At 65.4% G+C, this 22,717-nt stretch carries 18 protein-coding genes; 9 read left to right on the forward strand and 9 right to left on the reverse strand.

What is annotated here, in order from left to right; all coding sequences use genetic code 11:
* Both Q4G50_RS05015 and Q4G50_RS05020 read left to right on the forward strand, forming a co-directional pair.
* The coding region (locus tag Q4G50_RS05015) for a Rib/alpha-like domain-containing protein (RefSeq protein ID WP_303376550.1) at positions 1-3,101 on the forward strand (3,101 nt) is incomplete at its 5' end.
* 88 nt (positions 3,102-3,189) lie between these two features.
* Positions 3,190-4,215 carry an ATP-grasp domain-containing protein gene (locus Q4G50_RS05020; protein WP_303376551.1) on the forward strand — a complete coding sequence of 342 codons (1,026 nt, stop codon included), beginning with the start codon at positions 3,190-3,192 and terminating at the stop codon, positions 4,213-4,215.
* On the opposite strand, the gene Q4G50_RS05025 is transcribed toward Q4G50_RS05020, so the two are convergent.
* From Q4G50_RS05025 to Q4G50_RS05035, 3 genes are read right to left on the reverse strand one after another with little or no spacing between them, the layout of a single operon-like run.
* Positions 4,188-4,649 (reverse strand): GNAT family N-acetyltransferase, encoded by a 462-nt coding sequence (locus Q4G50_RS05025; protein ID WP_303376552.1) that lies wholly within the window; start codon positions 4,647-4,649, stop codon positions 4,188-4,190. The two genes, Q4G50_RS05020 and Q4G50_RS05025, sit on opposite strands and share 28 nt — an antisense overlap.
* A 22-nt stretch (positions 4,650-4,671) precedes the next feature.
* Positions 4,672-5,100 carry a GNAT family N-acetyltransferase gene (locus tag Q4G50_RS05030; RefSeq protein WP_303376553.1) on the reverse strand — a complete coding sequence of 143 codons (429 nt, stop codon included), beginning with the start codon at positions 5,098-5,100 and terminating at the stop codon, positions 4,672-4,674.
* Between the two features lies 1 nt (position 5,101).
* Complete coding sequence (locus Q4G50_RS05035) at positions 5,102-6,463, reverse strand: FAD-dependent oxidoreductase (protein WP_303376554.1); 1,362 nt, start codon at positions 6,461-6,463, stop codon at positions 5,102-5,104.
* Between the two features lie 465 nt (positions 6,464-6,928).
* Here Q4G50_RS05035 and pta point away from each other — a divergent pair, with 465 nt between their 5' ends.
* The 3 genes from pta (at position 6,929) to Q4G50_RS05050 (ending at position 10,701) form a co-directional block, all read left to right on the forward strand.
* The gene (gene pta, locus Q4G50_RS05040) at positions 6,929-8,302 is read left to right on the forward strand and encodes a phosphate acetyltransferase (RefSeq protein WP_303376555.1); all 1,374 of its coding nucleotides are present in this window, start codon (positions 6,929-6,931) and stop codon (positions 8,300-8,302) included.
* On the forward strand, positions 8,303-9,502 hold the full coding sequence (locus tag Q4G50_RS05045; RefSeq protein ID WP_303376556.1) for an acetate kinase: 1,200 nt from the start codon (positions 8,303-8,305) through the stop codon (positions 9,500-9,502).
* 200 nt (positions 9,503-9,702) lie between these two features.
* On the forward strand, positions 9,703-10,701 hold the full coding sequence (locus Q4G50_RS05050; protein ID WP_303376557.1) for a hypothetical protein: 999 nt from the start codon (positions 9,703-9,705) through the stop codon (positions 10,699-10,701).
* 86 nt (positions 10,702-10,787) lie between these two features.
* Here Q4G50_RS05050 and Q4G50_RS05055 read toward each other — a convergent pair whose 3' ends face one another.
* The 3 genes from Q4G50_RS05055 to Q4G50_RS05065 are packed head-to-tail and all read right to left on the reverse strand — an operon-like array spanning position 10,788 to position 15,747.
* Positions 10,788-13,157, reverse strand: coding sequence for a serine/threonine protein kinase (locus Q4G50_RS05055; protein WP_303376558.1), 2,370 nt, complete (start codon positions 13,155-13,157; stop codon positions 10,788-10,790).
* On the reverse strand, positions 13,154-14,194 hold the full coding sequence (locus Q4G50_RS05060) for a glutamate ABC transporter substrate-binding protein (RefSeq protein WP_303376559.1): 1,041 nt from the start codon (positions 14,192-14,194) through the stop codon (positions 13,154-13,156). Before Q4G50_RS05060 ends, Q4G50_RS05055 begins: the two co-directional genes overlap by 4 nt.
* Positions 14,194-15,747 carry a hypothetical protein gene (locus Q4G50_RS05065; protein WP_303376560.1) on the reverse strand — a complete coding sequence of 518 codons (1,554 nt, stop codon included), beginning with the start codon at positions 15,745-15,747 and terminating at the stop codon, positions 14,194-14,196. Before Q4G50_RS05065 ends, Q4G50_RS05060 begins: the two co-directional genes overlap by 1 nt.
* 54 nt (positions 15,748-15,801) lie before the next feature.
* On the opposite strand from Q4G50_RS05065, the gene Q4G50_RS05070 reads away from it, so the two are divergent.
* Genes Q4G50_RS05070 through Q4G50_RS05080 form a run of 3 tightly spaced genes read left to right on the forward strand, consistent with a single transcriptional unit; the run spans position 15,802 to position 17,960 of the window.
* Entirely contained in the window at positions 15,802-16,296 is a 495-nt protein-coding gene (locus tag Q4G50_RS05070; RefSeq protein WP_303376561.1) for an NUDIX domain-containing protein, read from the forward strand.
* Positions 16,283-17,191 (forward strand): ABC transporter ATP-binding protein, encoded by a 909-nt coding sequence (locus tag Q4G50_RS05075; protein ID WP_303376562.1) that lies wholly within the window; start codon positions 16,283-16,285, stop codon positions 17,189-17,191. Before Q4G50_RS05070 ends, Q4G50_RS05075 begins: the two co-directional genes overlap by 14 nt.
* A 7-nt stretch (positions 17,192-17,198) precedes the next feature.
* Complete coding sequence (locus Q4G50_RS05080; RefSeq protein WP_303376563.1) at positions 17,199-17,960, forward strand: multidrug ABC transporter permease; 762 nt, start codon at positions 17,199-17,201, stop codon at positions 17,958-17,960.
* On the opposite strand, the gene Q4G50_RS05085 is transcribed toward Q4G50_RS05080, so the two are convergent.
* Positions 17,957-19,168: a Na/Pi cotransporter family protein gene (locus Q4G50_RS05085; protein ID WP_303376564.1), complete on the reverse strand. Its 1,212-nt coding sequence runs from the start codon at positions 19,166-19,168 to the stop codon at positions 17,957-17,959. The genes Q4G50_RS05080 and Q4G50_RS05085 overlap by 4 nt on opposite strands.
* Before the next feature lie 81 nt (positions 19,169-19,249).
* Here Q4G50_RS05085 and Q4G50_RS05090 point away from each other — a divergent pair, with 81 nt between their 5' ends.
* Entirely contained in the window at positions 19,250-20,440 is a 1,191-nt protein-coding gene (locus Q4G50_RS05090) for a multidrug effflux MFS transporter (protein WP_303376565.1), read from the forward strand.
* Here the strand turns inward: Q4G50_RS05090 and cls are convergent.
* Positions 20,412-21,908 carry a cardiolipin synthase gene (gene cls, locus Q4G50_RS05095; RefSeq protein WP_303376566.1) on the reverse strand — a complete coding sequence of 499 codons (1,497 nt, stop codon included), beginning with the start codon at positions 21,906-21,908 and terminating at the stop codon, positions 20,412-20,414. The two genes, Q4G50_RS05090 and cls, sit on opposite strands and share 29 nt — an antisense overlap.
* Positions 21,909-22,715 carry an exodeoxyribonuclease III gene (locus Q4G50_RS05100; protein WP_303376567.1) on the reverse strand — a complete coding sequence of 269 codons (807 nt, stop codon included), beginning with the start codon at positions 22,713-22,715 and terminating at the stop codon, positions 21,909-21,911.
* Positions 22,716-22,717 lie beyond the last annotated feature (2 nt).

Raw genomic sequence — 22,717 nt, forward strand, 5'->3', positions numbered from 1 at the left:
ATGAGGCGGGTAACGCTTCTACCGAGACGTTCACGATCACTGTTGAGGCGGCTGATACCACGGCGCCGGTGATTTCTCCGATTGAGGATGTCATTGGTACTGAGGGTGCGCTGATTGATCCGGTCACTGTGGTGACCGATGATCCGGATGCGACGGTGACGGTGGAGGGTCTGCCGGAGGGTGTGACCTTCGATCCGGCTACCGGTGAGATCACGGGTACTCCGACTGTTCCGGGTACGTATGAGGTGGTTGTGACGGCTACGGATGAGGCGGGTAACGCTTCTACCGAGACGTTCACGATCACTGTTGAGGCGGCTGAGACGACTCCGGATGAGCCGAGCATCAACCCGGGTACCGCTGTCGATGAGGTGCCGAATGATGGCACTGGCAAGGTCCTGGATGACACGATCACTAACCCGACGGATACCACGGTTGGTACGGTGGTTGACCAGGATGGCAACCCGATTGAGGGTGCCACGGTGGATATCGATGCTGATGGCACGATCACGGTGACGGTGCCGGAGGGTACTGATCCGGGTGATGCTGTTGTGGTGATCACTGATGGTGATACTGAGGTTGGCCGTATCCCGGTGGAGATCGTGGATACGACTCCGACTCCGGAGGCGCCGAGCATTAACCCGGGCACGGTGGTCGATGAGATCCCGGCCGGTGAGCCGACCGACCTCGATGACACGGTGACCAACCCGACCGACAACATGGGTGGCACTATCACCGACGAGAACGGCAACCCGATCCCGGGCACTGTCGTGGTCGATCCGGATACCGGTGTCATCACTGTGACGGTGCCGGGCGACACCCCGGCCGGCCCGGTCACCATCCAGATCACCGATGATCAGGGCAACCCGGTCGGCGATCCGATCAACGCCACCGTCACCACGGACACCCCGACGGAGACGATTGCTGACACCCTCAACCCGTCTTACCCGACGGGCACCACGGTTCAGCAGGCTCCGGAAACCCCGGTTACCGTTGCGCCGACTGAGAACGGCAACCCCCTTCCTGCTGAGCAGGTTGCAGGGTTTACCCAGATGGCAGGTTGGCCGGCTGATGCTGGGTGGGCTTCTCTTGATATCACCACCGGTGAGATCACCCTGAACCCGACCCTGGCTGTCGCTCCGGACACTTACGATTTCCCGGTCCAGGTGCGCTACACCGACGGCTCCACGGATCTCCTCGTCCTGACTGTCGAGGTCACAGAAGCTCCGGAGATCAACTCCGAAGCGGACCTCAACCAGCCGGTGTACAACGCGGACTCCGAGGTCGTCCAGGGCGGGGCCATCGTTATCCCGGCCCCGGCCAACGCTGATGGAACTCCGCTGCCGGTCAGTGAGGACGGTCTGACTCAGACTACCTTCGATAGGACCGCCGATACCCCGGCGTGGGTCATTGTCAACACCGATGGTTCTCTGGCGGTTAACCCGCCTGCGGATCTTCCCGCTGGCGAGTACCTGATCCCGGTTCTGGTCACCTACCCGGATGGCTCCACCGAGACCATTACGGCCCCGGTGACTGTCACTGAGGTCGCTGACACGACTGCTCCGGTCATCGCCCCGATCGCGAACGTCACCGTCACCGAGGACGAGCATATCGCTCCGATCACCGTCTCGACGGATGATCCGGATGCGAACGTGACTGTGGCCGGGCTTCCTGAGGGTCTTACCTTCGATGCGGTCACCGGTCAGATCACTGGTACCCCGACTGTTCCGGGAACCTCCACGGTGACAGTTACGGCCAGCGACGATGCGGGTAACTCTTCTACCGCAACCTTCACCATCACGGTGGAGGCTGCTGAGACGACTCCGGATGAGCCGAGCATCAACCCGGGTACCGCTGTCGATGAGGTGCCGAATGATGGCACTGGCAAGGTCCTGGATGACACGATCACTAACCCGACGGATACCACGGTTGGTACGGTGGTTGACCAGGATGGCAACCCGATTGAGGGTGCCACGGTGGATATCGATGCTGATGGCACGATCACGGTGACGGTGCCGGAGGGTACTGATCCGGGTGATGCTGTTGTGGTGATCACTGATGGTGATACTGAGGTTGGCCGTATCCCGGTGGAGATCGTGGATACGACTCCGACTCCGGAGGCGCCGAGCATTAACCCGGGCACGGTGGTCGATGAGATCCCGGCCGGTGAGCCGACCGACCTCGATGACACGGTGACCAACCCGACCGACAACATGGGTGGCACTATCACCGACGAGAACGGCAACCCGATCCCGGGCACTGTCGTGGTCGATCCGGATACCGGTGTCATCACTGTGACGGTGCCGGGCGACACCCCGGCCGGCCCGGTCACCATCCAGATCACCGATGATCAGGGCAACCCGGTCGGCGATCCGATCAACGCAACCGTCACCACGGACATCCCGACGGGCTCCATCGCCGACAACACCACCCCGGTGTACATCGGTGGCGATGCTCAACCGGGCACCACGGTGACCATCCCGAACGTCGGCGACGCACTGCCCGCCGGCACGACGGTCACGGTCGATGAGTCCAACCTGCCTGATGGCTGGGAGGTCTCGGTGGGTGCCGATGGCACCATCACGGTCACTGTCCCGGATACCGCCCTGCCGGGTGAATCCGTGACGCTGCCGGTCACCATCACCTACTCCGACGGAAGCGTGGACACCGTAATGCCGGCTGTCAACGTCGCCGACGAGACCGGTGTGGTCCCGGGGGGTTCGAGCAGCGGCCGCTGCATCCTGACCGGTATGGCTGTGGGTCTCCCGTTGCTGTTCCTGATCCCGGTTGGTCTGGCGGATCAGCTCAACATCCCGGGCATGAACCCGATGATCAATGAGATCCAGCGTTCGCTGCAGGCATCTAACACGCAGCTGCAGAACAACCTGGGTATCTACAACGGTCCGCAGGCTCAGCTGATCGACCAGATCGGCGCGGAGCTGGGTCGTAACGAGGCGGTCCGCGGTGCTGGCCTGGTCCTGCTGGGTCTCCTCGCCGGCAAGCTGCTTCTCGACGCTTGTGCTCCCGGTTCTGCCGGTAGCTCCCTGAGCAGCGTGAGCTCGCTCAGCAGCACGGATGACGGTTCTGCCGTCTCCGACGAGTAGTTAGTTCGGCTGAAGCGCCCGGTTCCCTTCCTACAAGGGGGCCGGGCGCTTTCGCATGTCCGGGCTACCTGCGGGTTAAGATCGGACCATGACCTCACCCACCATCCTCCTGCTCGGGGAATCCGAGGAACTCGCGGCTGCTTTTCGACGTCTCGGTGCCCACGTCCACATCGCCCCCGCGGAGGTGGCGGGGGATGGGGAGGCGGTGCGGGGGATCGTCGATAAGCAGGGCGTTGACCATGTGGTGCCATTGACGGCCCATGTCGACGTCGCCGCACTGCAGGCCTTGGAGGAGGCGGGTATATCGGTGACTCCTTCGGCGCAGGGTTGCCGGTTGACGGTGGAGCGGGATTCGCTGCGCACGGTCGCCACCGAGGAGCTGGGCCTGCCGACCACTGCCTATCGTTTCGCGGACACGCGGGAGGAGTTCGCGGAGGCGGTGGCGGAGATGGGGTTTCCGTGCATCGTGAAGCCGGAGACTTTCGGCTCCGGGCACCGGGTCCTGCGCAGCCCGGAGGACGCACAGTGGCATGACCGGCGCGTGATGGTGGAGCGTTTCATCGATTTCGACCACGAGCTGACCCTGCTGGCCGTGCGCTCGATCGACCCGGGCACCGGGGAGCTGGCCACCTGGTTCTGTGCGCCTGTCGGGCATACCCACTCCGGTGGGGAGCTGGCGGAGGCGTGGCAGCCGATGGAGGTTAACCAGGTGGCACTGGAGAATGCGCGATCCCTGGCGGCGCGCATCACCAATGCTCTCGGTGGGCAGGGACTGTTCGCGGTGGAGATGTTCGTTGCGGGGGAGGATGTCTACTTCTCCGCGGTTACCCCCCGCCCCCATGATTCCGGTGCGGTGACCTTGTGTACACAGCGCTTTTCCCAGTGGGACCTGCACGCCCGCGCGATTCTGGGCCTGCCGATTGACACCACCCTGGTGTCCCCGGGCGCCTGCACCGTCATCCGAGAGGATCTGGATCTGGCGCGGGCCTTATCCGTCCCGGAGTCGGATGTCCGCCACTACACGGATTTCCCGCCCCTGGCCCTGGCCACCGCGGATACCGTTGATCAGGCGCGTGACCGGGCCGTTCAGGTGGCGGCCAGCACCATCGGCTGACGCTGAATGCCACCCAGCTCGAAGGGCTCGCCCTCGGCCCGGAAGCCGTGGCGGGTGTAGAAATCGATCAGCGGGGCCTGCGCGTCGAGGACGATGTCCCGGTCGGGGAAGGTTTCCTTGGCCATGTTCACGGCGGCCTCCATGAGCTCAGTGGAGATGCCTGTCCCGCGGCCGGCGGGGGAGAGGCAGATGCGCCCCAGCTTGGCTTTGCCGTCCTCATCGATCACGCGCGCTGCACCGAGAAACGGCATGGGGCGTTCGGAGAGGTCATAGGCCAACAGGTGGCGGGAGGAGCCGTCGAGGTCTACGTCCTCGATATCGGTATGCGCCCATCCCTGCTCGGTGACGAAGACCTCGGCGCGGAGCTTGAGCAACGCGTGGATCTCGGAGGCGGAGAGGTCGAAGAAGCGGGACACGATGAAGTAGGTGTTCACACCCCACACCGTATCCGTGAAACTAGCTGCGTGCGCGGCGCATAGGCTGGTGGGGGACGCCGGCGTCGTCGAAAAGCGAGCCGAAGGCGTGGAAACCGTAACGCTCGTAGTAGGGGACGAGGGGGGCTTGGGCGTCGAGAAGCATTTCGCGCCCGGCGCCGAGTTCCAGCGCTTTAGCCATGATCTCGCCCGCCACCCCGGTGCCGCGCGCGGCCGGGACCAGGCAGAAACGGCCGAACTGCCAGGCATTGCCGACCGGGAATAACCGGGCCGTGCCGAGCAGCTGATCCCCGGACCAGGCGCAGATGTGCACAGTGTCGGGTAGGGCGTCGGTGTCGTCGATCTCGGCGTAGGTGCAGGCCTGCTCGTGGACGAAGACGTCGACGCGGAGCTTGTACAGCGCATGTACCTGCAGTGGACTCAGCTCGGTGAGCGGCCCGGCAGTGAGCACGCTAAGCCTCCGGCTGGGAGGAGGCGATCATCTCATCCCACTCGACGATCTTCTTGCGCTCTCGGCCCTCGGCCTCACCGAGTGCGCGCTCAGCGGCGTCCAGGTTATGCCAACCATCCCAGGTGGTCACGGCGATGCCGCGCTCCTTGAGCAGGTCGAGGATGGCGTCGGCCTCTGGGCGGGTGGGGGCGTCGAGCAGGCCGGCCGCGAAGTCCTCCAGCAGCATGCCGGTGGTGTCCTTCGCATCGGACTTCGTGTTGCCGATCAGGCCGACCGGACCGCGCTTGATCCAGCCGGTGGCGTACAGGCCCTTGACCGGAGCTTCCGTGGCGGGATCGAAGACGCGGCCACCATCGTTGGGGATCACGGCGGCCTCATCATCGAAGGGCACCCCCTCAACAGCCTCGGAGCGGTAACCCACGGCGCGGTAGACGGACTGCACCTCCCAGGTGGTGAAATCGCCGGTGCCGCGGACGCTGCCGGTGCCGTCGAGCTCAGTGCGCTCGGTCTTCAGGCCCACGACATGGCCGTCCTCGCCGAGGATCTCCACCGGGGACTCGAAGAAGTGCAGGTAGAGCTTGTGCGGGGCACCCTTCGGCTCGCGGATGGCGTAGCCCTCCAGGGTCTGGCACACCAGATCCACGGACTTGGATTCGCGGCGGGCGGCCTCGGAGGCGGCGTCGTAATCGATGTCCTCCGGGTCCACGATGACCTCGACGTTGTCGGAGTGATCGAGCTCCTTGAGCTCCAGCGGCGTGAACTTCGCCTGCGCCGGACCGCGGCGGCCGAAGACGTGGACCTCCTTGACCGCGGAGCGGGACAGGTTCTCGTAGACGTTGTCCGGGATCTCGGTCACCTTGAGCTCATCCGCCGTCTTGGCCAGGATGCGGGCGATATCGAGCGCGACGTTACCCACGCCGATGACACCGACCTTCTCCGCCGTGAGATCCCAGTTGCGGGCGAAATCCGGGTTGCCGTCGTAGAAACCGACGAACTCGCCGGCACCGAAGGAACCATCCAGATCAGAACCAGGGATGCGCAGTTCGCGGTCACCGGTGGCGCCGGTGGAGAAGACGATCGCGTCGTAGTAGTCACGCATCTCGTCGACGGTGATGTCCTTACCGATCTCAATGTTGCCCAACAGGCGGATCTCCGGCTGATCCAGCACCTTGTGCAGCGACTTCACAATGCCCTTAATGCGCGGATGATCCGGCGCCACACCATAACGGATGAGGCCGAAGGGGGCGGGCATCCGCTCGAAAAGGTCGACGGTCACATCCTCCCCGGACTTCACCAGCAGATCCGAGGCATAGATACCGGCGGGGCCGGCACCGACAACGGCGACGCGCAGGGGGCGGGACATGATGATGGGACATCCTTTGTGCTCGGGGCAGACTTTCCTGTCCATAGTACTGACCTCTTTCTACGTCGCCGCATTCCCTCACGGGGGTAACGCAGGGGTGTGCCCCAGGGCACTGTTTCGCGGTGGATTCGCGGAAATTTGCAGGATTGTCACGCGGGTTGGGGAGGTGACCCACGCCTCGTGCCGCGGCGAGCGGGCACAATTCCAACCCTCCTGTGGGCTCGCGTGATGGCGGGGTGTTTATGCGGGTTTTCCAGGTCTTTGTTGTGCTTATCGACGTCCGCGTGGCCCCTTCCTTCCCTCTCGCCTTCTTGTGGATTGTCCGGTTATGTCGTGTTAAGTCTGAAAATTCCTCGCGGTACCAGTGTGGCGGAGGCGACATCCGTTATAGAATGGCGACCGATCCCACACGAGCGGCGATCTGTGTTGCCCCGGACACCCCGCTCAGCGACAGAAAGGTTACGCATGTCTGACCCTCGTTCAGCACTGCTCAGTGTCGTCAACCGCAACTTTGACGGTGTCGACGTTGACGGCCTCGCCGCTTCCCTCGGCCTGAGTGTCCGTCGACTCGACGACCACGAGCCCAAGGTCGGCTCCATCGTCACCGCCGGCATCCTCGACGACGGCCCCGCCCTCGTCGTCGGTACCGGCAACCTGCAGTTCGACGCCGAGATCGCCGCCGCCCTCGGACTGCCCATCATCCTGCTGACCGATGCCAAGGGCGCCCACGTCCAGCTGGCGGAACGCCAGATCAAGGCCGTCGACGCCGTCCTCGCGGCAGCTGTCACCGAGGACGGGCTGCGCGACGTCGTCAAGCTGCAGGAAGCCCTGAAGATCTCCGTCTCCCCGGTCATGTCCCCGCCCGTCTTCGAGTCCTGGCTGCTGGAGCGCGCCAAGGAAGCCAAGGCCCACATCGTCCTCCCCGAGGGCGAAGACGACCGCATCCTCCTCGCCGCCGGCCAGCTCCTGGACCGCGACATCGTCGAGCTGACCATCCTGGGCAAGCCCGACGAGATCAAGAACCGCTCCGGCGAGCTCGGCGTCGACCTGGGCAAGGCCCACATCGTCGACCACCTCACCTCCCCGCTGCTCGACGAATTCGCCGCCGACTTCGCCGAACTGCGCAAGTCCAAGGGCGTGAGCATCGACGAGGCCCGCGAGACGATGAAAGACATCTCCTACTTCGGCACCATGATGGTCCACAAGGGCCTAGCCGACGGCATGGTCTCCGGCGCCGCCAACACCACCGCGCACACCATCAAGCCCTCCTTCCAGATCATCAAGACCACCCCGGACGCCTCCGTGGTCTCCTCGATCTTCCTCATGGTCATGCGCGGCCGCCTCTGGGCCTTCGGTGACTGTGCCGTCAACCCGAACCCCACCGCCGAGCAGCTCGGCGAGATCGCCGTCGTCTCCGCCAAGACCGCCTCCCAGTTCGGCATCGACCCCCGCGTCGCCATGCTGTCCTACTCCACCGGATCCTCCGGCTCCGGCCCGGACGTGGAGCGCGCCGTGGAGGCCCTCCACAACGCTAAGCGCATCGACCCCTCCCTCAAGGTGGACGGCCCGCTGCAGTTTGACGCGGCGGTGGACCCGGGCGTCGCAAAGAAGAAGATGCCCGACTCCACCGTCGCCGGCCAGGCCAACGTCTTCGTCTTCCCCGACCTGGAAGCCGGCAACATCGGCTACAAGACCGCCCAGCGCACCGGCTCCGCCCTCGCCGTCGGACCCATCCTGCAGGGCCTGAACAAGCCCGTCAACGACCTCTCCCGTGGCGCCACCGTCCCGGACATCGTCAACACCGTCGCAATCACCGCCATCCAGGCCGGAGGAAAATAAATGACCTACGCACTCGTCCTGAACTCCGGTTCCTCTTCCATCAAGTTCCAGATCCTCGACCCCACCGCCGATGCCGCCGACGAGCCCTTCGTCTCCGGCCTTGTCGAGCAGATCGGTGAACCCGCCGGCAACATCGTCGTCAAGATCAACGGCGAAAAGCACACCTCCCAGGCCCCGATCCCGGACCACTCCGCCGGCCTCGAGATGGCCTTCGCCATCCTCAGCGAGCACGGTGCCGGCCCGACCGACGTCGACATCTCCGCCGTCGGCCACCGCGTCGTCCACGGCGGCAAGGTCTTCTCCAAGCCCGAGCTCATCAACGACCAGGTCGTCGAGATGATCCGCGACATCATCCCGCTCGCCCCGCTCCACAACCCCGCCAACGTCGACGGCATCGAGGTCGCCCGCCAGATCCTCCCCGACGTCCCCCACGTAGCCGTCTTCGACACCGGCTTCTTCGCCGACATGCCCCCGGCCGCCGCCCTCTACGCCATCAACGCCGAAGTCGCCGGCGAAAACGGCGTCCGCCGCTACGGCTTCCACGGCACCTCCCACGAGTTCATCTCCGGACAAGTCCCCGCGCTGCTGGGCAAGGACCCGAAAAACGTCAACCAGATCGTCCTCCACCTGGGCAACGGCGCCTCCTGCTCCGCCGTCCAGGGCGGCCACGCCATCGACACCTCCATGGGCATGACCCCCCTGGCAGGCCTGGTCATGGGCACCCGCTCCGGCGACATCGACCCCGGCATCATCTTCCACCTCTACCGCACCGCCGGCTTAAGCATCGACGACATCGACACCCTGCTCAACCGCAAGTCCGGCATCAAGGGCATGTCCGGTGTCAACGACTTCCGCGAGCTGCGCCAGATGATCGAGGACGGCGACACCGACGCCTGGTCCGCCTACAACATCTACATCCACCAGCTGCGCCGCTACATCGGCTCCTACATGATCGCCCTCGGCCGCGTCGACGCCATCACCTTCACCGCCGGTGTCGGCGAGAACGCCAAGTTCGTCCGCGAGGACGCCATGGCCAACCTGGAGATGTATGGCATCCGCATCGACCCGGAGCGCAACGACCTGCCCAACGACGGTCCGCGCGAGATCTCCACCGATGACTCCGCCGTGAAGGTCTTCGTGGTGCCGACCAACGAGGAGCTGGCCATCGCCCAGAAGGCCACCGCACTCGCAGGTCTGTAATACGTGAGGTGAGCCCCCGGTGCTTCGGTGCCGGGGGTTTTGGCATTGGTGCGGATTTGGTACCACCTCGGGGTTCCCACGTGGATAAGGGCCCGAGCTTTGGGGTTTGCCCAGGTCGCTGCTTGAGGCCAGGCCCTTATCCGCGTGGGAACCCCGAGGGGAGTTGAGCGCGCTAGGCCGGTGCCGGTTAGGGTGGCGGCATGACACGGGTCGGGGGACCTCTCATCGACATCTCGGGGATGTCGGAGTGGGAGGCGAGGCAGGAATTCAAGAAGGCACGGCACATTAAGCTCGCGAAAGGCATCTACGTCCGCGAGAGCGACTGGGCTCGGCTGGATATTACGAAACGCGCCAAAGCGCAGATCGTGGCATCGGTGGTCGCGACGCCCAAAACTGTCGCGGCAGGGCAATCGGCCGCGATACTCCATGGCCTCCCGTTGGTGGGGCAGTTGGATCACCACGCGGTGGAGCTCGGGGGCTTCCGCGCCACGAAAGGTGGTCGGCGGCGGTATGACCACGTGTACCGGCATCTGTCGAAGGGGCAGGTGGCGGCGGCCGAAAAAGTGCAGACTCCGTTCGGCCGCGTCCTGGTTACCACCCCTGCGGCGACGGGTTTGGACCTGGCCCGTTGGCATCAGCTGTCGCTCGGTGTCCGTTGTCTCGACAGTGCCCTGGCGCAGAAGCTGATGGTCCCCGCTGACATGGACGCACCTTTAAAGCTCGCCGCTGGTTGCGTGGGTATCGAGGACATGCGAAATGCCACTCGCCTGGCCTCGCCTTGGTCGGAGAGCCCACGCGAATCGGACATGAAGGTCGCGATGTGGAAAGCCGGACTGCCGCCCCCGCTCCAGCAGGTGAATCTGTATGACGCGTACGGGAAGTTTGTGGCGCGACTGGACTTCTTCTGGCCGGATATCGGCTTCGGTACGGAGTATGACGGTGGGGGAAAATTCGCTGGCGAGTACGGAGTTCCGGTGGTGATCGCTGCGCGAGAGGATGTGGAACGGCAGCACCGGATCAGCAATCTAGGGGTGAATAACTTCCGGGTGAATCATCGCACCGCGCGGACCGGCGCGGCGATGCGGAACCTCGCGGCGGCGTACCGGCGGGTGGCGGAACGCGGCGTGCCGCTCGACCCTGCACTGTGGAGATGCGTGGGTGGGCCGGCATGGTCCACCTCGAGGTTTCCACGCGGATAAGGGCCTGGCCTAATTAAGCGACCTGGGGAAACCCTAAAGATCGGGCCCTTATCCACGTGGGAACACCGAGAGGGAGGGGACCAACCCTAGAACCACGTCACCGGTCGCACCTGGTTCGCCAGATCCACCAGCGCGTACCGATGCCGGGAGAACGGGGCCTGCCGCGCCTGCTGCCGCAGGGTATAGGCCAATCCATACCGCAGGCCTCGCTGGGTGAAGGCATATTCGAAGAGGTCATTGGGGGAGGCCGCGGACTCCACGGAGGCGTCCCTCAAGAAGTTCAACCCGGCGGACATGACGGCGATCTTGATCTGGAGGAAGCGGGGTTCGTTGGTGGGGATTTCCTCCAGGCGGCGGGCGGCGCGGCGGATGCGGGATTCGGTAAGCGTGCCGGAGATGAGCTGCAGAATGGTGGTCAATTGGGCCATGCGGTGGTGGCGGGAGGCCTGGGGCACGCGGTCGAGCGCGGCGACGGACATCTCGATCTGCCCTTCGGCCATGAGCTGGCGCGCCAGGCCGAAGGCGGAGGAGACGGTGGTGGGGTTGGTGGCCCACACCAGCCCATAGAGCCCCATGGCGTTGAAGCGCAAGAGCGCCGGGTCCTGGGTGACGTGCAGCCAGGTGGGGTTGATGGTGCCGAAGGCTTCGGGGTCGACGGCGTCCAGGCTGGTGCTCAGCAACGATGCCGCCCGCGCGACCTTCTCGGGAAGTAGCGCGGAGTGGTGATGTCCCAGCTGCTGGAGAATAAGCTCATCGACTGCCGCCAACGCCAGTTTCGGCGCGGACTCGCCGGGCAAAATGTCGAGAACTTGAGCGAAGTGCTTTTGGGCGGAGACGTAGTCGTCGAGAAGCAGGGCGGTGACGCCGGAGTACCACTGGAACCTCCAGTCGTGCCCGAGCCGGCCTTCCAGGGAGGATAGCCAGGAGCGGGCTTGGCCGGTGAAGCCGAGGTCAAGCATGGCGCGGACCACGCCGAGGGGGATTTCAGCGGATTGCTCGTACTCGGGGGTTTTCATGGCCTGGCGCAGGGTTTCCAGGGCTTCCTGGGGTTCGGTGTAGGAGGAGCCGGAGAGCATGCCGGCGCCGACGTCCGAGCGGTCGATGAGTGGGGCGGGGAGGGCGGAGACGACCTCGGGGGAGGTGATTCTTACGGTGCGGTCGATGCCGTCGATGAGTTGGTCGGTGCGGAAGACCAGGTGTTTGGTGCCAAAAGTCGTACGCTGTGGGGAGAACAGGGAGTGCTGGGCGGGGAATTGTTGTCCGGTGCGGATGGCGATGACTTCGCGCAGGACTCCGTAGAGCTGGGTGGATAGCTCGTCGATATCGCGGAAGCGTTGGGTGGGGTCGGGGTCGGTAGCACGGCGCAGCAGGCGGTAGAAGCTCAAGTGTTTGCGGAACAGCGGCTCCGTCGAGGGGGAGGGGATACCGGGGAGGTAGGCGCCGCTGTCGTCCTTGGGCAGATGGACGGTCAGCGCAGCGAGGGTGCGGCCGATGGTGTAGATGTCGCTGGCCACGGAAGGCCCCTCGGAGGCGACTTCGGGGGCCTGGAAACCCTTGGTGCCGTAGATGAAGCCGAAGGCGCCGATGCCGGAGACGGCGCCGAGGTCGATGAGTTTTACCTGGTCCTCGGTGACGATGATGTTGTCGGGTTTGAGGTCGTTGTAGACCACCCCGCGGGAATGCAGGTAATCAAGCGCGGGGAGCACCTCGATGAGGTAGCCGATGGCAAGGTCGATGGGCAGGACGTGGTTGTCGCGGGAGTTGCGGCGGGTGCGCAGTGAGGGCCCGCCGACGTATTCCATGACGATGAAGCCGCCGGGGACGCGGGGATCGTCGATAAAGTTGTAGATCTTGACGATGCCCGGGTGCGTGATATCCGCCAGGAATTCGCGTTCGGCGACGGCCGCGCCCATCTCGTCGGCGGATTTCTCCGATTGCATGCCTTTGAGCACGACGAGGCGCCCGGAGACGAAGTGGTCGTTGGCCAGGTAGATCCAGCCCATGCCGCCGTGGGCGATGACGCCGAGGATCTCGTATTGCCCGGCCACCACGTCGCCGGGGTTGAGGTGGGGGGCGGGGATGCCCTTCTGGGCGGCTTCGGCGGGGTCGCGGAGTGCTTCTTCGGGGCGGGCAGGGAGGATGAAGGGCAGATCGACCATGCCGTCGGCGACGCTGCGCATCCCGCGTTCGGCACCGCGCCGTTCGCGGAAGGTGGATAGGGCGAGTTGCCGAGCGCGGGCGGAGGTGTCATCTCTTATCGACGCCGCCGTCGGCGCCGTATCCGGCCCCGTCGCCGCCATCGTTCCGACGGTGGCGGTTCCCTGGTCGCGGAGGTTGTCGAGGTCGGCGATGAGGGCGTCGAGGCCGGCGTCGACACTGTCATCGTCGTCGTCGGCGAAGGGGTCGAAGTGGACGGCCTGGGTGCCGGGGTCCTCGGGGAGTTCGGGCTTGGTCACGGTTGCTCCTCTTGCTCCGGGACGGGGGGTTCCTCGGGGCGGTAATGCAGGGGCGGGGGCCCGGAGGTGGCGAGGTAGACGGCGAACCAGCGGTCGTAGAGCCGCCACCACGTGCCGTCACTGATGACGCGTTCGATGGTGGAATTGACCTGTCGGATCAACCCTTCGGTGTCCACGCGCTCGGAGGGGCGGGCCATGGCGACGGCATAGGATTCGGCGGCCAGGGATTCGCCGACGATCTCGGTGTAGGGGTCTTGGGCGGCGATTCCGGAGAGGATGGTGTCGTCGGAGAGGATCGCGTCAGCCTGGTTCTGCTGCAGGGCAACCAGGCAGTCCGCCCAGCTGCGGGTCTTGAGGATGCGGGACTCCGGGGCGTGCAGGCGGGCCTTCTCCAGGGCGGTGGAGCCGTCGGTGACGCACACGGTGCGGCCGGGGAGTTGGCTGATACCGGTGATGGCGGAGTTACGCATGACCAGCAGGCGGGAATCGGTGGTGAGGTAGGGGGTGGAAAACGCCACCTCCTGCTGCCGGGAACGGGTGATGGTCATGGTGCGGATGATGAGGTCGACCTCGTGGTTGGCCAGCGCGGAGGCCCGGTTGGCGGATTCGACGAAGCGGAAGTCGACGCGCTCGGGGTCGTCGAAAATATCGCGCGCCATTTCCTTGGCCAGGTCGACCTCGAAGCCTTCGAGCTCGCCGGTGACGGAGTCTCGGAAGGAGAGCAGATTCTGGGATTGGTCGACGCCGACGATGAGGCGGCCGCGTTCCATGATGTGCCCCATCGTCTGGGTGAGGTCGGCCTCGGTAACCCAGGGGCGCAGGGAGCCCTCGATGTCCCAGGTGTTGATCTCTCGGGGTTCTTCCACCCCGGGTGCCTCCACGGAGGATCCGGCAGGCAACGGCGGGCCGTAGTGGTGGGCGATGGGGCGCTGCGGGGCGGGTGGGGCGTCGTCGGTGGCGCTGCGCTGGAACTCCAGGGTGGGAAGGGAACACCCGGCCAGCGTGCCGGCCAGCACTAAGGCGAGTAGGCGGCGCATCACAGGTACTCCTGCAGGCGGGGGCGCACGCCGATCCACACGGCGAGGATGGCGAGCACGCTGAGCAGCAGCACGGCGGTGGAGACGAGCTGGGTGGCGGCCAGGCCGTCGTTGATGAAGGCGCGCATGGAGGAGCGGGCGTCGGCGATGAGGCGGGACAATGCCCCGTCGAGGCGGTCGTAGGAGGCGGCGGCGGTGGGTGGGGTATCGGGCACCAGCGTGGTGGTGGTGGCCAGGCGGACTGCCTCGGGGTAGTCGCCGGAGTTCATGGAGACGACGAAACGGGCGTGGGCGCCTTCCCAGTCCTGCAGAGCGGAGCGGGCTTCGCCGATCTGGTCTCGGTTGGCTTCGGAGGCCAGCGGGTTGTGGCCTTCGGCCTGCTCGAAGTCGGTGAGGGCGAGGTTGATGGCGTCGGCGGTTTCGGCGAAGGAGGTGGAGGTATCGGCGACGGATTGGCGGCGCACCAACGCCAGGGTTTCCAGGGTGCGGGCCTGTTGGGCCTGGATACGGGAGGCGGTCAGCGAGTCCCAGGGCATGGATGCCTCCTCGAAGCCGCGAGTGCCGGCCTGCCAGGTGGAGAAGTTGGAGGCGGAGACCCACAGGATGGCGATGAGCATGAGCCCGGTCGCGGTGAGGAAGCCGCGGTTGAGGCGGCGCCGGGTCATCCGCCACAGCAACCATTGGGCGATGAGCAGGAAGAACACGGCGGCGAACAGGCCGGACAGGGGCACCCACTGGGGGCGGGTGAGTTGGTGTTGCTGGTCGCGGACGTTGGAGGAGGTGGCGGCGAAGAGGGTCGCGGCGTCGGGAAGAATCTGTTCACGCATGAGCGAGGAGGCCTCCGCCATGTACGCCACGCCGACGGGGTTGCCCATGCGGTTGTTGGTGCGGGCGGTTTCCACCAGCCCGGTGTAGATGGGGATCTGTCTTTCGATGTCGGCGATGAGCTGGAGGGATTCCCGGTGGGAAAAAGGCACGCCGGCGGCGGATTCGGTGGCGGACATCATGGCGCGGTCAATGGCGGCGTTGTAGCGGGCACGGGTGCCGGCGGATTCGACGCCAGCCTGCACGAAGCCGGTAGTGGCGATGGTGTCTGCCAACGATAAGGAGGTGTACAGGTTGTGCGCGGCGTAGCTCATCGGCTCGGTGGTGGTCAGCAGGACGTCGAGCTCCTGCTGTCGGTCCGAGGAGGACTGGGACATAGACCAGCCGGCGGCAAAGATCGCCACCGACAGGACGACGGTGATGCCGACGAGTTTGCCGGGGGTGGTGGCCAGGAAGGCGAAGATGCGGCGGAACCACAGGTAAGGCACCGCGAAGGTGTCCATGATGCGGGCGGTGGCGCCGCGCCGGCGGTGTTCCTCATCGGAGGTGACTTCGTCGAGCCAGTGGTCGCGGGTGTCCTCGGGGACGTCGGCGCCGTCATCGTCCGGGATGCTTATCGACGCCCGCGTCGAACCGTTTCCGGGTGTGCGCAGGCGGGTGCGACGATAGTGCATGAGCGTGCCCGTCGGGCCGGAGCCACGCTCGGGGTTCTCCGTCGCGCCGGTCATTGCCACATGATAACCCGCTGAGTGTGTCGTGCGCCATGAGATAGGCTCGGGGCCATGATCGGTGACGGAAATGGTTGGGCGCAGGGCCCCGGGGTGAAGGTGTGGGGTCGTTTCGGGGCGGCCGGGCTCATGCTGCTCGCCGACTCGCACGTCCTCATGCAGCACCGTGCGTTATGGACGAATAACGGTGGGACGTGGGCGCTGCCGGGTGGGGCGCGGGACTCGCATGAGACGCCGCGCGAGGCCGCGATCCGGGAGGCCGCGGAGGAGTGTTCGCTGGAGCCTTCACTCATTGAGGTGATGCACGAGGAGGTCACGGCGGGGCCATACCCGGGGGACGGGTGGACGTATACGACGGTCATCGCGCGGACCACGACTGGCGAGCCGTTGAAGACTTTTGCCAATGAGGAATCTTTGGAGTTGCGGTGGGTGCCGTTGGGGGAATTGGAGGAATTGCCTTTGATGCCTGCCTTCGCAGCATCCCTCCCGGCTCTCCTTCAGGTGATTGACAGGTTGCCTTGGCAAGATTGTCTGCATGATCCACGTTGAAGGGCTGACCAAGGATTATGGTCAGGTCCGCGCTGTCGACGATCTCTCTTTCACGGTGCAGCCGGGCATCGTCACCGGCTTCCTCGGCCCGAACGGGGCGGGCAAGTCGACGACGATGCGCATGATCGTCGGGCTTGATACCCCGACGGCCGGAACCGCTATGATCGACGGCCGCCACTACCACGAGTTCCCTCGCCCGCTCACGCAGGTGGGCGCGTTGCTCGACGCCAAAGCCGTCCACCCCAACCGCTCCGCCGCCAATCACCTGCGGTGGCTGGCGCAATCCAATGGCATTCCCACCCGCCGCGTCGAGGAGGTGCTCGACCTGGTCGGGCTGTCGGGGGTGGCCAAGAAGAAGGCCGGGGGCTTCTCTCTCGGTATGGGGCAGCGCCTGGGCCTGGCGGGGGCGCTGTTGGGGGATCCGCGGGTGCTAGTCCTCGATGAGCCGGTCAACGGCCTCGACCCGGAGGGGATTCGCTGGGTCCGTGGGCTGCTCAAAGCTCTGGCGGCGGAGGGGCGCACGGTGCTGATCTCCTCGCACCTGCTCTCGGAGATGGCGTTGACGGCCGACCGCCTGGTGGTCATCGGGCGGGGTCGTCTGGTGGCGGATACGAGCACGGAGGAGTTCATCAGGCAGCACTCCGTGCAGACTGTGGTGGTCCGCGCCAGCGACACCGCCGGCTTGGCGGAGCACCTGCGCGCGGCGGGCCTGGACGTGACCACCGTCAACGGTCACGGCCTGGAGGTCAACGATTCGACGACCGAGCAGGTCGGTGAGCTGGCGTTTAGCGGCGGTTTCCAACTGCGGGAGCTGAGCACGCGGCAGGCGTCCCTGGAGGATGCGTTCATGGACTCAACCGGTGGCGCCGTGCAGTACCAGGCCCGGCAGGATTAGGAGAGAGATGTTCCTGAATACTCTGGCCGCAGAGTTCACCAAGCTGCGCACGACCAGATCCTTCTGGTGGACCAGCGCCCTGTTCATCCTCATCGGGTTGGCCTGGGCGGGAATGAGCGGAGCCAGCACGATGGAAGCCGACGGCGGTTTCCCCACCCTGTGGGCCCCGACCGTGGCCACCGCGGTGTACATCATCGGTTTCCCGGTGCTGATGATCCAAGCGGTCATGCTGATCACCACCGAGTACCGCTATCACCTGCAGGCTGCGACCTACCTGGCCACCCCGCGGCGCTGGACAGTGGCGTTGGCGAAGCTGCTGTTATACGCGGCCTTTGCCGCCGCGCTGACGTTCGTGGTGGTCTTCTTTGGTTTCTTCCTGGCCAAGGCGCTGGCCCCGGATTCGGCGGCGGCACTGTTCCACCCGCTCGAGGACCCGGACGCGCTGCGCATCATGTGGGTGTATCCGGCGGCGGCCGCACTGGTGGTCATGATCAGCCAGGGCATTGCCCTGCTCCTGCGGCAAACGGCAGGCACGGTCGCGCTCATGCTCATCTGGTTCATGGGTCTGGAGCAGATCTTCCGGCTGGTGCCCAAGTTCGGCTCCGACATCGTCGGATACCTGCCCTTTGAAAACCTCAACGCCTTCGTCAATGAGCTCTCCCTCGATGGGGTTGGTTGGGGCCCAGGCGGTTCCGGCGGCTACTTCGTCGCCTGGGTGATTGCGGCCTGGGTAGCGGGTGTGGTGGTGTTGACGCGCCGTGACACTTAAGACAGCAGCGTGTAGGCCAGGATGACCAGCGCGGGCAGCGCGAAGTAGAAGGCTGCCATGGTGGCGGCGGCAGTGAGATACCCGCGGGTGGCCAGTCGGCCGGACAGCTCCGCCAGGCGGATGAGCCATTCCCGCAGCGGCGGAAGAATGAGCACCAGAAGAGTGCCCAACACGTTGAAGGACACGTGGACCAGGGCTGCCTGCACCGCCAGAGCACCCATCGGGCCGGGCACGGCGAGCGCCGCCAACAGTGACATGAGGGTGGTGCCCACGTTCGCGCCGAGGATGATCGCCAGGGCTTCGCGCAGTTTGATGGCCTTCGACACCGCGAAAGGCAGCAGCGAGGACACCGTCACCGAGGACGCGTTGACTGCCATCGTCGTCAGCAGGCCCGACAGCACCCCCAAGGCGTCGGAGGTGCCGGTGGAACGCTCCAGCAGGGTCCGCGTGGTGGCGGCGGTGAGGATCGCCAGCTGCGCGTTGATCACCCGCACCGCGGCGAGGATGAGCAGAGTGCCCACCAGGATCGCCACCACCGCCGCGGCACGCGGCGGAAACAGTGAGCCGAGGAAACCGGCGGTGCCGACGGCGTCGATAAGCGGGGAGAACATGTCCGACAATTCGCGGGCGGTGTCCGTCGCCCCGTCGCCCACCACCGAATCGGAGACCATGCCCACGAACGTGCGAAGCGGATGAAACACCAGCTCCAGGACGAAAGCGAGCGCCACCATGAGGGCGTTGAACCACGTGTGCAACGAGGCTGAGGTGAAGGCGCGGCAGAAACTGCGGCGGTGGCCGAGGTAGCTGAACGCCACGATCTGCGGGGTGATCGTGGTGCCCAGGTTCGCGCCGAGGATGATCGGGATCGCCACCTCCACGGAGATGCCGCCGGTGCCCACCGCGGTGATCGTCAGGGCGGTGATCGTCGTGGAGGACTGGATCGACGCCGTGGCGATGATGCCGATGAGCAGGCCGATGAGCGGATTCGTCGCCAGGCCGAAAAGGCGGTTGACGGCGGGGGCGCCGATGTCGAAGGCACCGTCGAGAATGAGGTAGACCGCCAGGAACAGCACGAACACCGCCGCGGCCACCACCGCCCAGCGCACGAAAGCGCCCAGCGGGGATAAGGCGACGAAGTCACGTTCCGCCGGGATCTGCTTGGGGTTGATGAAGTGTTGGGTGCCGGGGAGCGAGTGGTCCACGGTCATGGGCGCACTCCTTTACTTCCATGTCACCTAACAGACAACTGACGTCCACCTGAATCTATCACCTGCGCTAAGGTCACCGGAATGCGTCTCACGCTCCCGCTGCTGATGGCACTGGCGCTGCTCTCAGCCTCCGCGCCCTTCGCTATCGACATGTACCTGCCGGCGTTGCCGCAGATCACCGCCGACCTGGCCACCACCCAGCCGATGGTGCAGCTCACCCTGTCGTCGTTTCTCGCCGGATTAGCTGTCGGGCAGCTGCTCATCGGCCCGCTTTCCGACGCCCTGGGCCGCCACCGCCTCATGCTCATCGGCACGGTGATCGCGTTAGCGGCGGCGGTGTTCGCGGCCGTGGCCCCCAGCATCGAGATGCTCATCCTCGCCCGCCTCATCCAGGGGCTGGGCTCGGGGGCGGCGATCGTGTTATCCCGCGCCGTGATCCCCGACCTGGCGGTGGGACCGGCCGCCGCGCGGGCCTTTGCGCTGCTCATGACCATCCAGGGCGTGGCCCCCATCCTCGCGCCCGTGCTCGGCGGGTTGCTCACCGAACCGCTCGGCTGGCGCGGGCTGTTCTGGGTGCTCGCCGGGTTGGCCGCGCTGCAGGTCGTGGTGGTGCTCACCGTCATCCGCGAATCCCGCCCGCCGGAAAAACGCAGCCCGGCGACGGTGCGCGGCATCCTCGGCAACTACGCCTACGTGCTCGCCAGCCCCGGCTACCGCGGCTACCTGTTCACTTTCGCCGCGGCCTTTTCCGCCATGTTCTGCTACATCTCCGCCTCCCCCTTCCTCATGCAGGAACAACTGGGGATGTCGGTGCGTGGCTATGCCACCATGTTCGCCGTCAACGGGGTCGGCATTATCGCCGGCAGCCTGCTCAACGGCCGCCTCATCGGCAAGATCCCCACCGAAAAGCTGCTGCTCGCGGCGCTGACGATACAGCTTGTGTCCACGCTGTTGCTGCTGGGCGTCGTGGCGTGGCAGCCGTCAAAGTGGCTCATCATGGGGCTGCTGTTCGTGGCGATCGCCAACATCTCCATCGTCATGGGCAACACCACCGCGCTGGGCACCGGGCTGGTGCGCGAACGCGCCGGGTCGGCCTCCGCGCTCATGGGCGCTGCCCAATTCGGCATCGCCGGGCTGGTCAGCCCCCTCATGGGGCTGGGATCCGATGCGGGCGTGACCATGGCGCTGGGCATGGCCGCCTGTTTTGCGGTGGCCTTGGGTGCGGCGGTCTATGCCACGCGGGTTACTGCAGCGCCGACGTCAGCTTCATGACATTGTCCACGTAGCGTCGCAGGAAACTCCGGTCGTTCCACTCCTCCAGGGTGAGGCGGCGGGAGACGGCGAGGTAGGCGTCGGCAAGCTCATTGAGATCGCCGAGCAGGTCGCCGCGCACGATCATCAGCGTCGCCTCGTAGTTGAGGCCGAAGCTGCGCATATCCATGTTCGAGGAACCGACCGTGCCCATGGACGTGTCCGAACCCGGGTCCGCGATATTGAACTTCGAGTGCAACACATAGGGGGCGGGGAAAAGGTGGATGCGCACCCCAGCCTCCAGCAGCACCTGATAGTAGGAGGACTGCGCGTGGTGGACCATGAACTGGTCCGATTTCTCCGACACCAGAAGATCCACCTGCACGCCGCGGTAGCAGGCCGAGGTGACGGCCTCCAGGAGAGACTCGTCGGGGATGAAATAGGGTGAACACAGCACCAAGCGCTGCTTGGCGGCGTGGACGATGGAGTTGAACATCCGCAGGTTCGGCTCCGTCGTATAACCCGGGCCCGAGGGCACCAACTGCACAATATTGTCGGAAGTCCCCGGCTCCGGGCAGGAGGGATCGAGGGCCTCGTGCTCCGGTGGGGGATCCACATCGAGGAGCTCATTGGTTTCTGCGTACCAGTCCACCGCGAAAAGGAAGGCCATCGACGCCACCACCGGGCCCGAGACCTCCACCATCGAATCGACCCACTTGCGGCCCTTCCGCACATTCGCGCTCATGAGGTAGGAACGGTCAATCATGTTGATGGAGCCCATGAAGCCGATGCGGTCATCGATAATCAGCAGTTTTCGGTGATTGCGCAGGTCAGGGCGGCGGAACTTCCAACGCCACGGCTTGAGGGGGAGCATGAGCTGCCAGTCGACGCCGATATCCGTCAGGCGCCGGCCCAGGCGGAAATATCCCGGATACTTCAGCGAGCCGATCTGGTCGAAGAGATAACGCACCTTCACCCCGCGGTCGACGGCGCGTTCCAGGGCGCGGAAGAACGGGTCGGTCGTGTCATCCCAGCTGGTGATGTAAATCTCGACGTGGACGTGATCCTGCGCCTTATCGACGGCCGCCGCCATCCGCAGGATCGTCTCTTCATAGTCACCACAGACACCCTGGTTATGGGCGATGACAGCCGGCAGGTTGGTCAGCCGCCGGTTGAGTTTGACGATGGACTGCATCTCTGGCCGCAGGTCACAGTTCTCCGGCCAGTCCGGCACATGGGCTTGGACGTCCTCGATCATGACGTTCGCCTCCCGCTGGATGCGGTGGCGACGCCGGTTGATGTACGGCGAACCCATGAGCAGGAACAGCGGCAGCCCGATGAAGGGCAACAGCAGAATGGCCAGCAGCCAGGCGGTGGAGGAACTGGGGCGACGGCCCTCGGGGACCAGGCCGATCGCGATGATCTTGATGGCGTAGTCGATGATGAGGCCGGCCAGCTGCCAGCCATTGAGGTCGAGGGCGAAGGTCACTTAGCGGACCTCGTCGAAGGTGGCCTTGTTGTAGTCCACCACCACCGGCGCGTGGTCCGAGGCGCCCTTACCGGAACGCTCCTCCACGTCGACGAAGGCGGAGGTGGCCAGTTTCGCCAGGGCGGGGGTGGCCAGCTGAAAATCGATGCGCATGCCCTCGCCCTTCTGGAAACGCATCCCCTTGTAATCCCAGTAGGTGAAACGTTCGGCGGCCAGGGGGCGGGTGACTTCGCTGAGCCCGGCGTCGATAAGCCTGTCGAAGGCGATCCGCTCCGGTTCGGTCACATGGGTCTTGCCGGCGAAAAAGCCGATGTCCCACACGTCCTCATCGAACGGCGCGATATTGAAATCGCCCAGGTAAACGGCCTTTTCCGTGGTGTCGTGGCGGACGTGCTCGGCAAGTGCCTGGAGCCAGCGCAGCTTGTAGTCATAGTGCGGGTCGGCGATCTCGCGGCCGTTGGGCACATACAGGCTCCACACGCGCACCCCGCCACACGTCGCACCGATGGCGCGCGCCTCGACGGCCTGCTCACTATCCGGGTTCTTGTCGAAGCCCGGCTGGCCCGGAAACTGCTTATCGACGTCCCCGAGCCCCACCCGGGACACGATCGCCACCCCATTCCACTGGCTGGTGCCAGCGTGGGCGACCTCGTAGCCGGCGGCCTCGAACACGGCGTAGGGGAACTTCTCATCCGTGCACTTCGTCTCCTGCATCGCCAACACATCCACGTCATGGCGGTGGAGAAAATCGGTGATCCGCTCCGCGCGCGTGCGCACAGAATTGACGTTCCAGGAGACGATCCGCATGC

The sequence above is a fragment of the Corynebacterium sp. genome (assembly GCF_030538285.1).
GTDB lineage: Bacteria > Actinomycetota > Actinomycetes > Mycobacteriales > Mycobacteriaceae > Corynebacterium.

What these genes read in the sequence shown, in the direction of transcription:
- Q4G50_RS05020 (WP_303376551.1), top strand. Translation starts at nt 3,190, where the DNA reads ATGACCTCACCCACCATCCTCCTGCTCGGGGAATCCGAGGAACTCGCG.
- Q4G50_RS05035 (WP_303376554.1), bottom strand. Translation starts at nt 6,463, where the DNA reads ATGTCCCGCCCCCTGCGCGTCGCCGTTGTCGGTGCCGGCCCCGCCGGT.
- pta (WP_303376555.1), top strand. Translation starts at nt 6,929, where the DNA reads ATGTCTGACCCTCGTTCAGCACTGCTCAGTGTCGTCAACCGCAACTTT.
- Q4G50_RS05045 (WP_303376556.1), top strand. Translation starts at nt 8,303, where the DNA reads ATGACCTACGCACTCGTCCTGAACTCCGGTTCCTCTTCCATCAAGTTC.
- Q4G50_RS05050 (WP_303376557.1), top strand. Translation starts at nt 9,703, where the DNA reads ATGACACGGGTCGGGGGACCTCTCATCGACATCTCGGGGATGTCGGAG.
- Q4G50_RS05060 (WP_303376559.1), bottom strand. Translation starts at nt 14,194, where the DNA reads ATGCGCCGCCTACTCGCCTTAGTGCTGGCCGGCACGCTGGCCGGGTGT.
- Q4G50_RS05065 (WP_303376560.1), bottom strand. Translation starts at nt 15,747, where the DNA reads ATGACCGGCGCGACGGAGAACCCCGAGCGTGGCTCCGGCCCGACGGGC.
- Q4G50_RS05070 (WP_303376561.1), top strand. Translation starts at nt 15,802, where the DNA reads ATGATCGGTGACGGAAATGGTTGGGCGCAGGGCCCCGGGGTGAAGGTG.
- Q4G50_RS05075 (WP_303376562.1), top strand. Translation starts at nt 16,283, where the DNA reads ATGATCCACGTTGAAGGGCTGACCAAGGATTATGGTCAGGTCCGCGCT.
- Q4G50_RS05080 (WP_303376563.1), top strand. Translation starts at nt 17,199, where the DNA reads ATGTTCCTGAATACTCTGGCCGCAGAGTTCACCAAGCTGCGCACGACC.
- Q4G50_RS05085 (WP_303376564.1), bottom strand. Translation starts at nt 19,168, where the DNA reads ATGACCGTGGACCACTCGCTCCCCGGCACCCAACACTTCATCAACCCC.
- Q4G50_RS05090 (WP_303376565.1), top strand. Translation starts at nt 19,250, where the DNA reads ATGCGTCTCACGCTCCCGCTGCTGATGGCACTGGCGCTGCTCTCAGCC.
- Q4G50_RS05100 (WP_303376567.1), bottom strand. Translation starts at nt 22,715, where the DNA reads ATGCGGATCGTCTCCTGGAACGTCAATTCTGTGCGCACGCGCGCGGAG.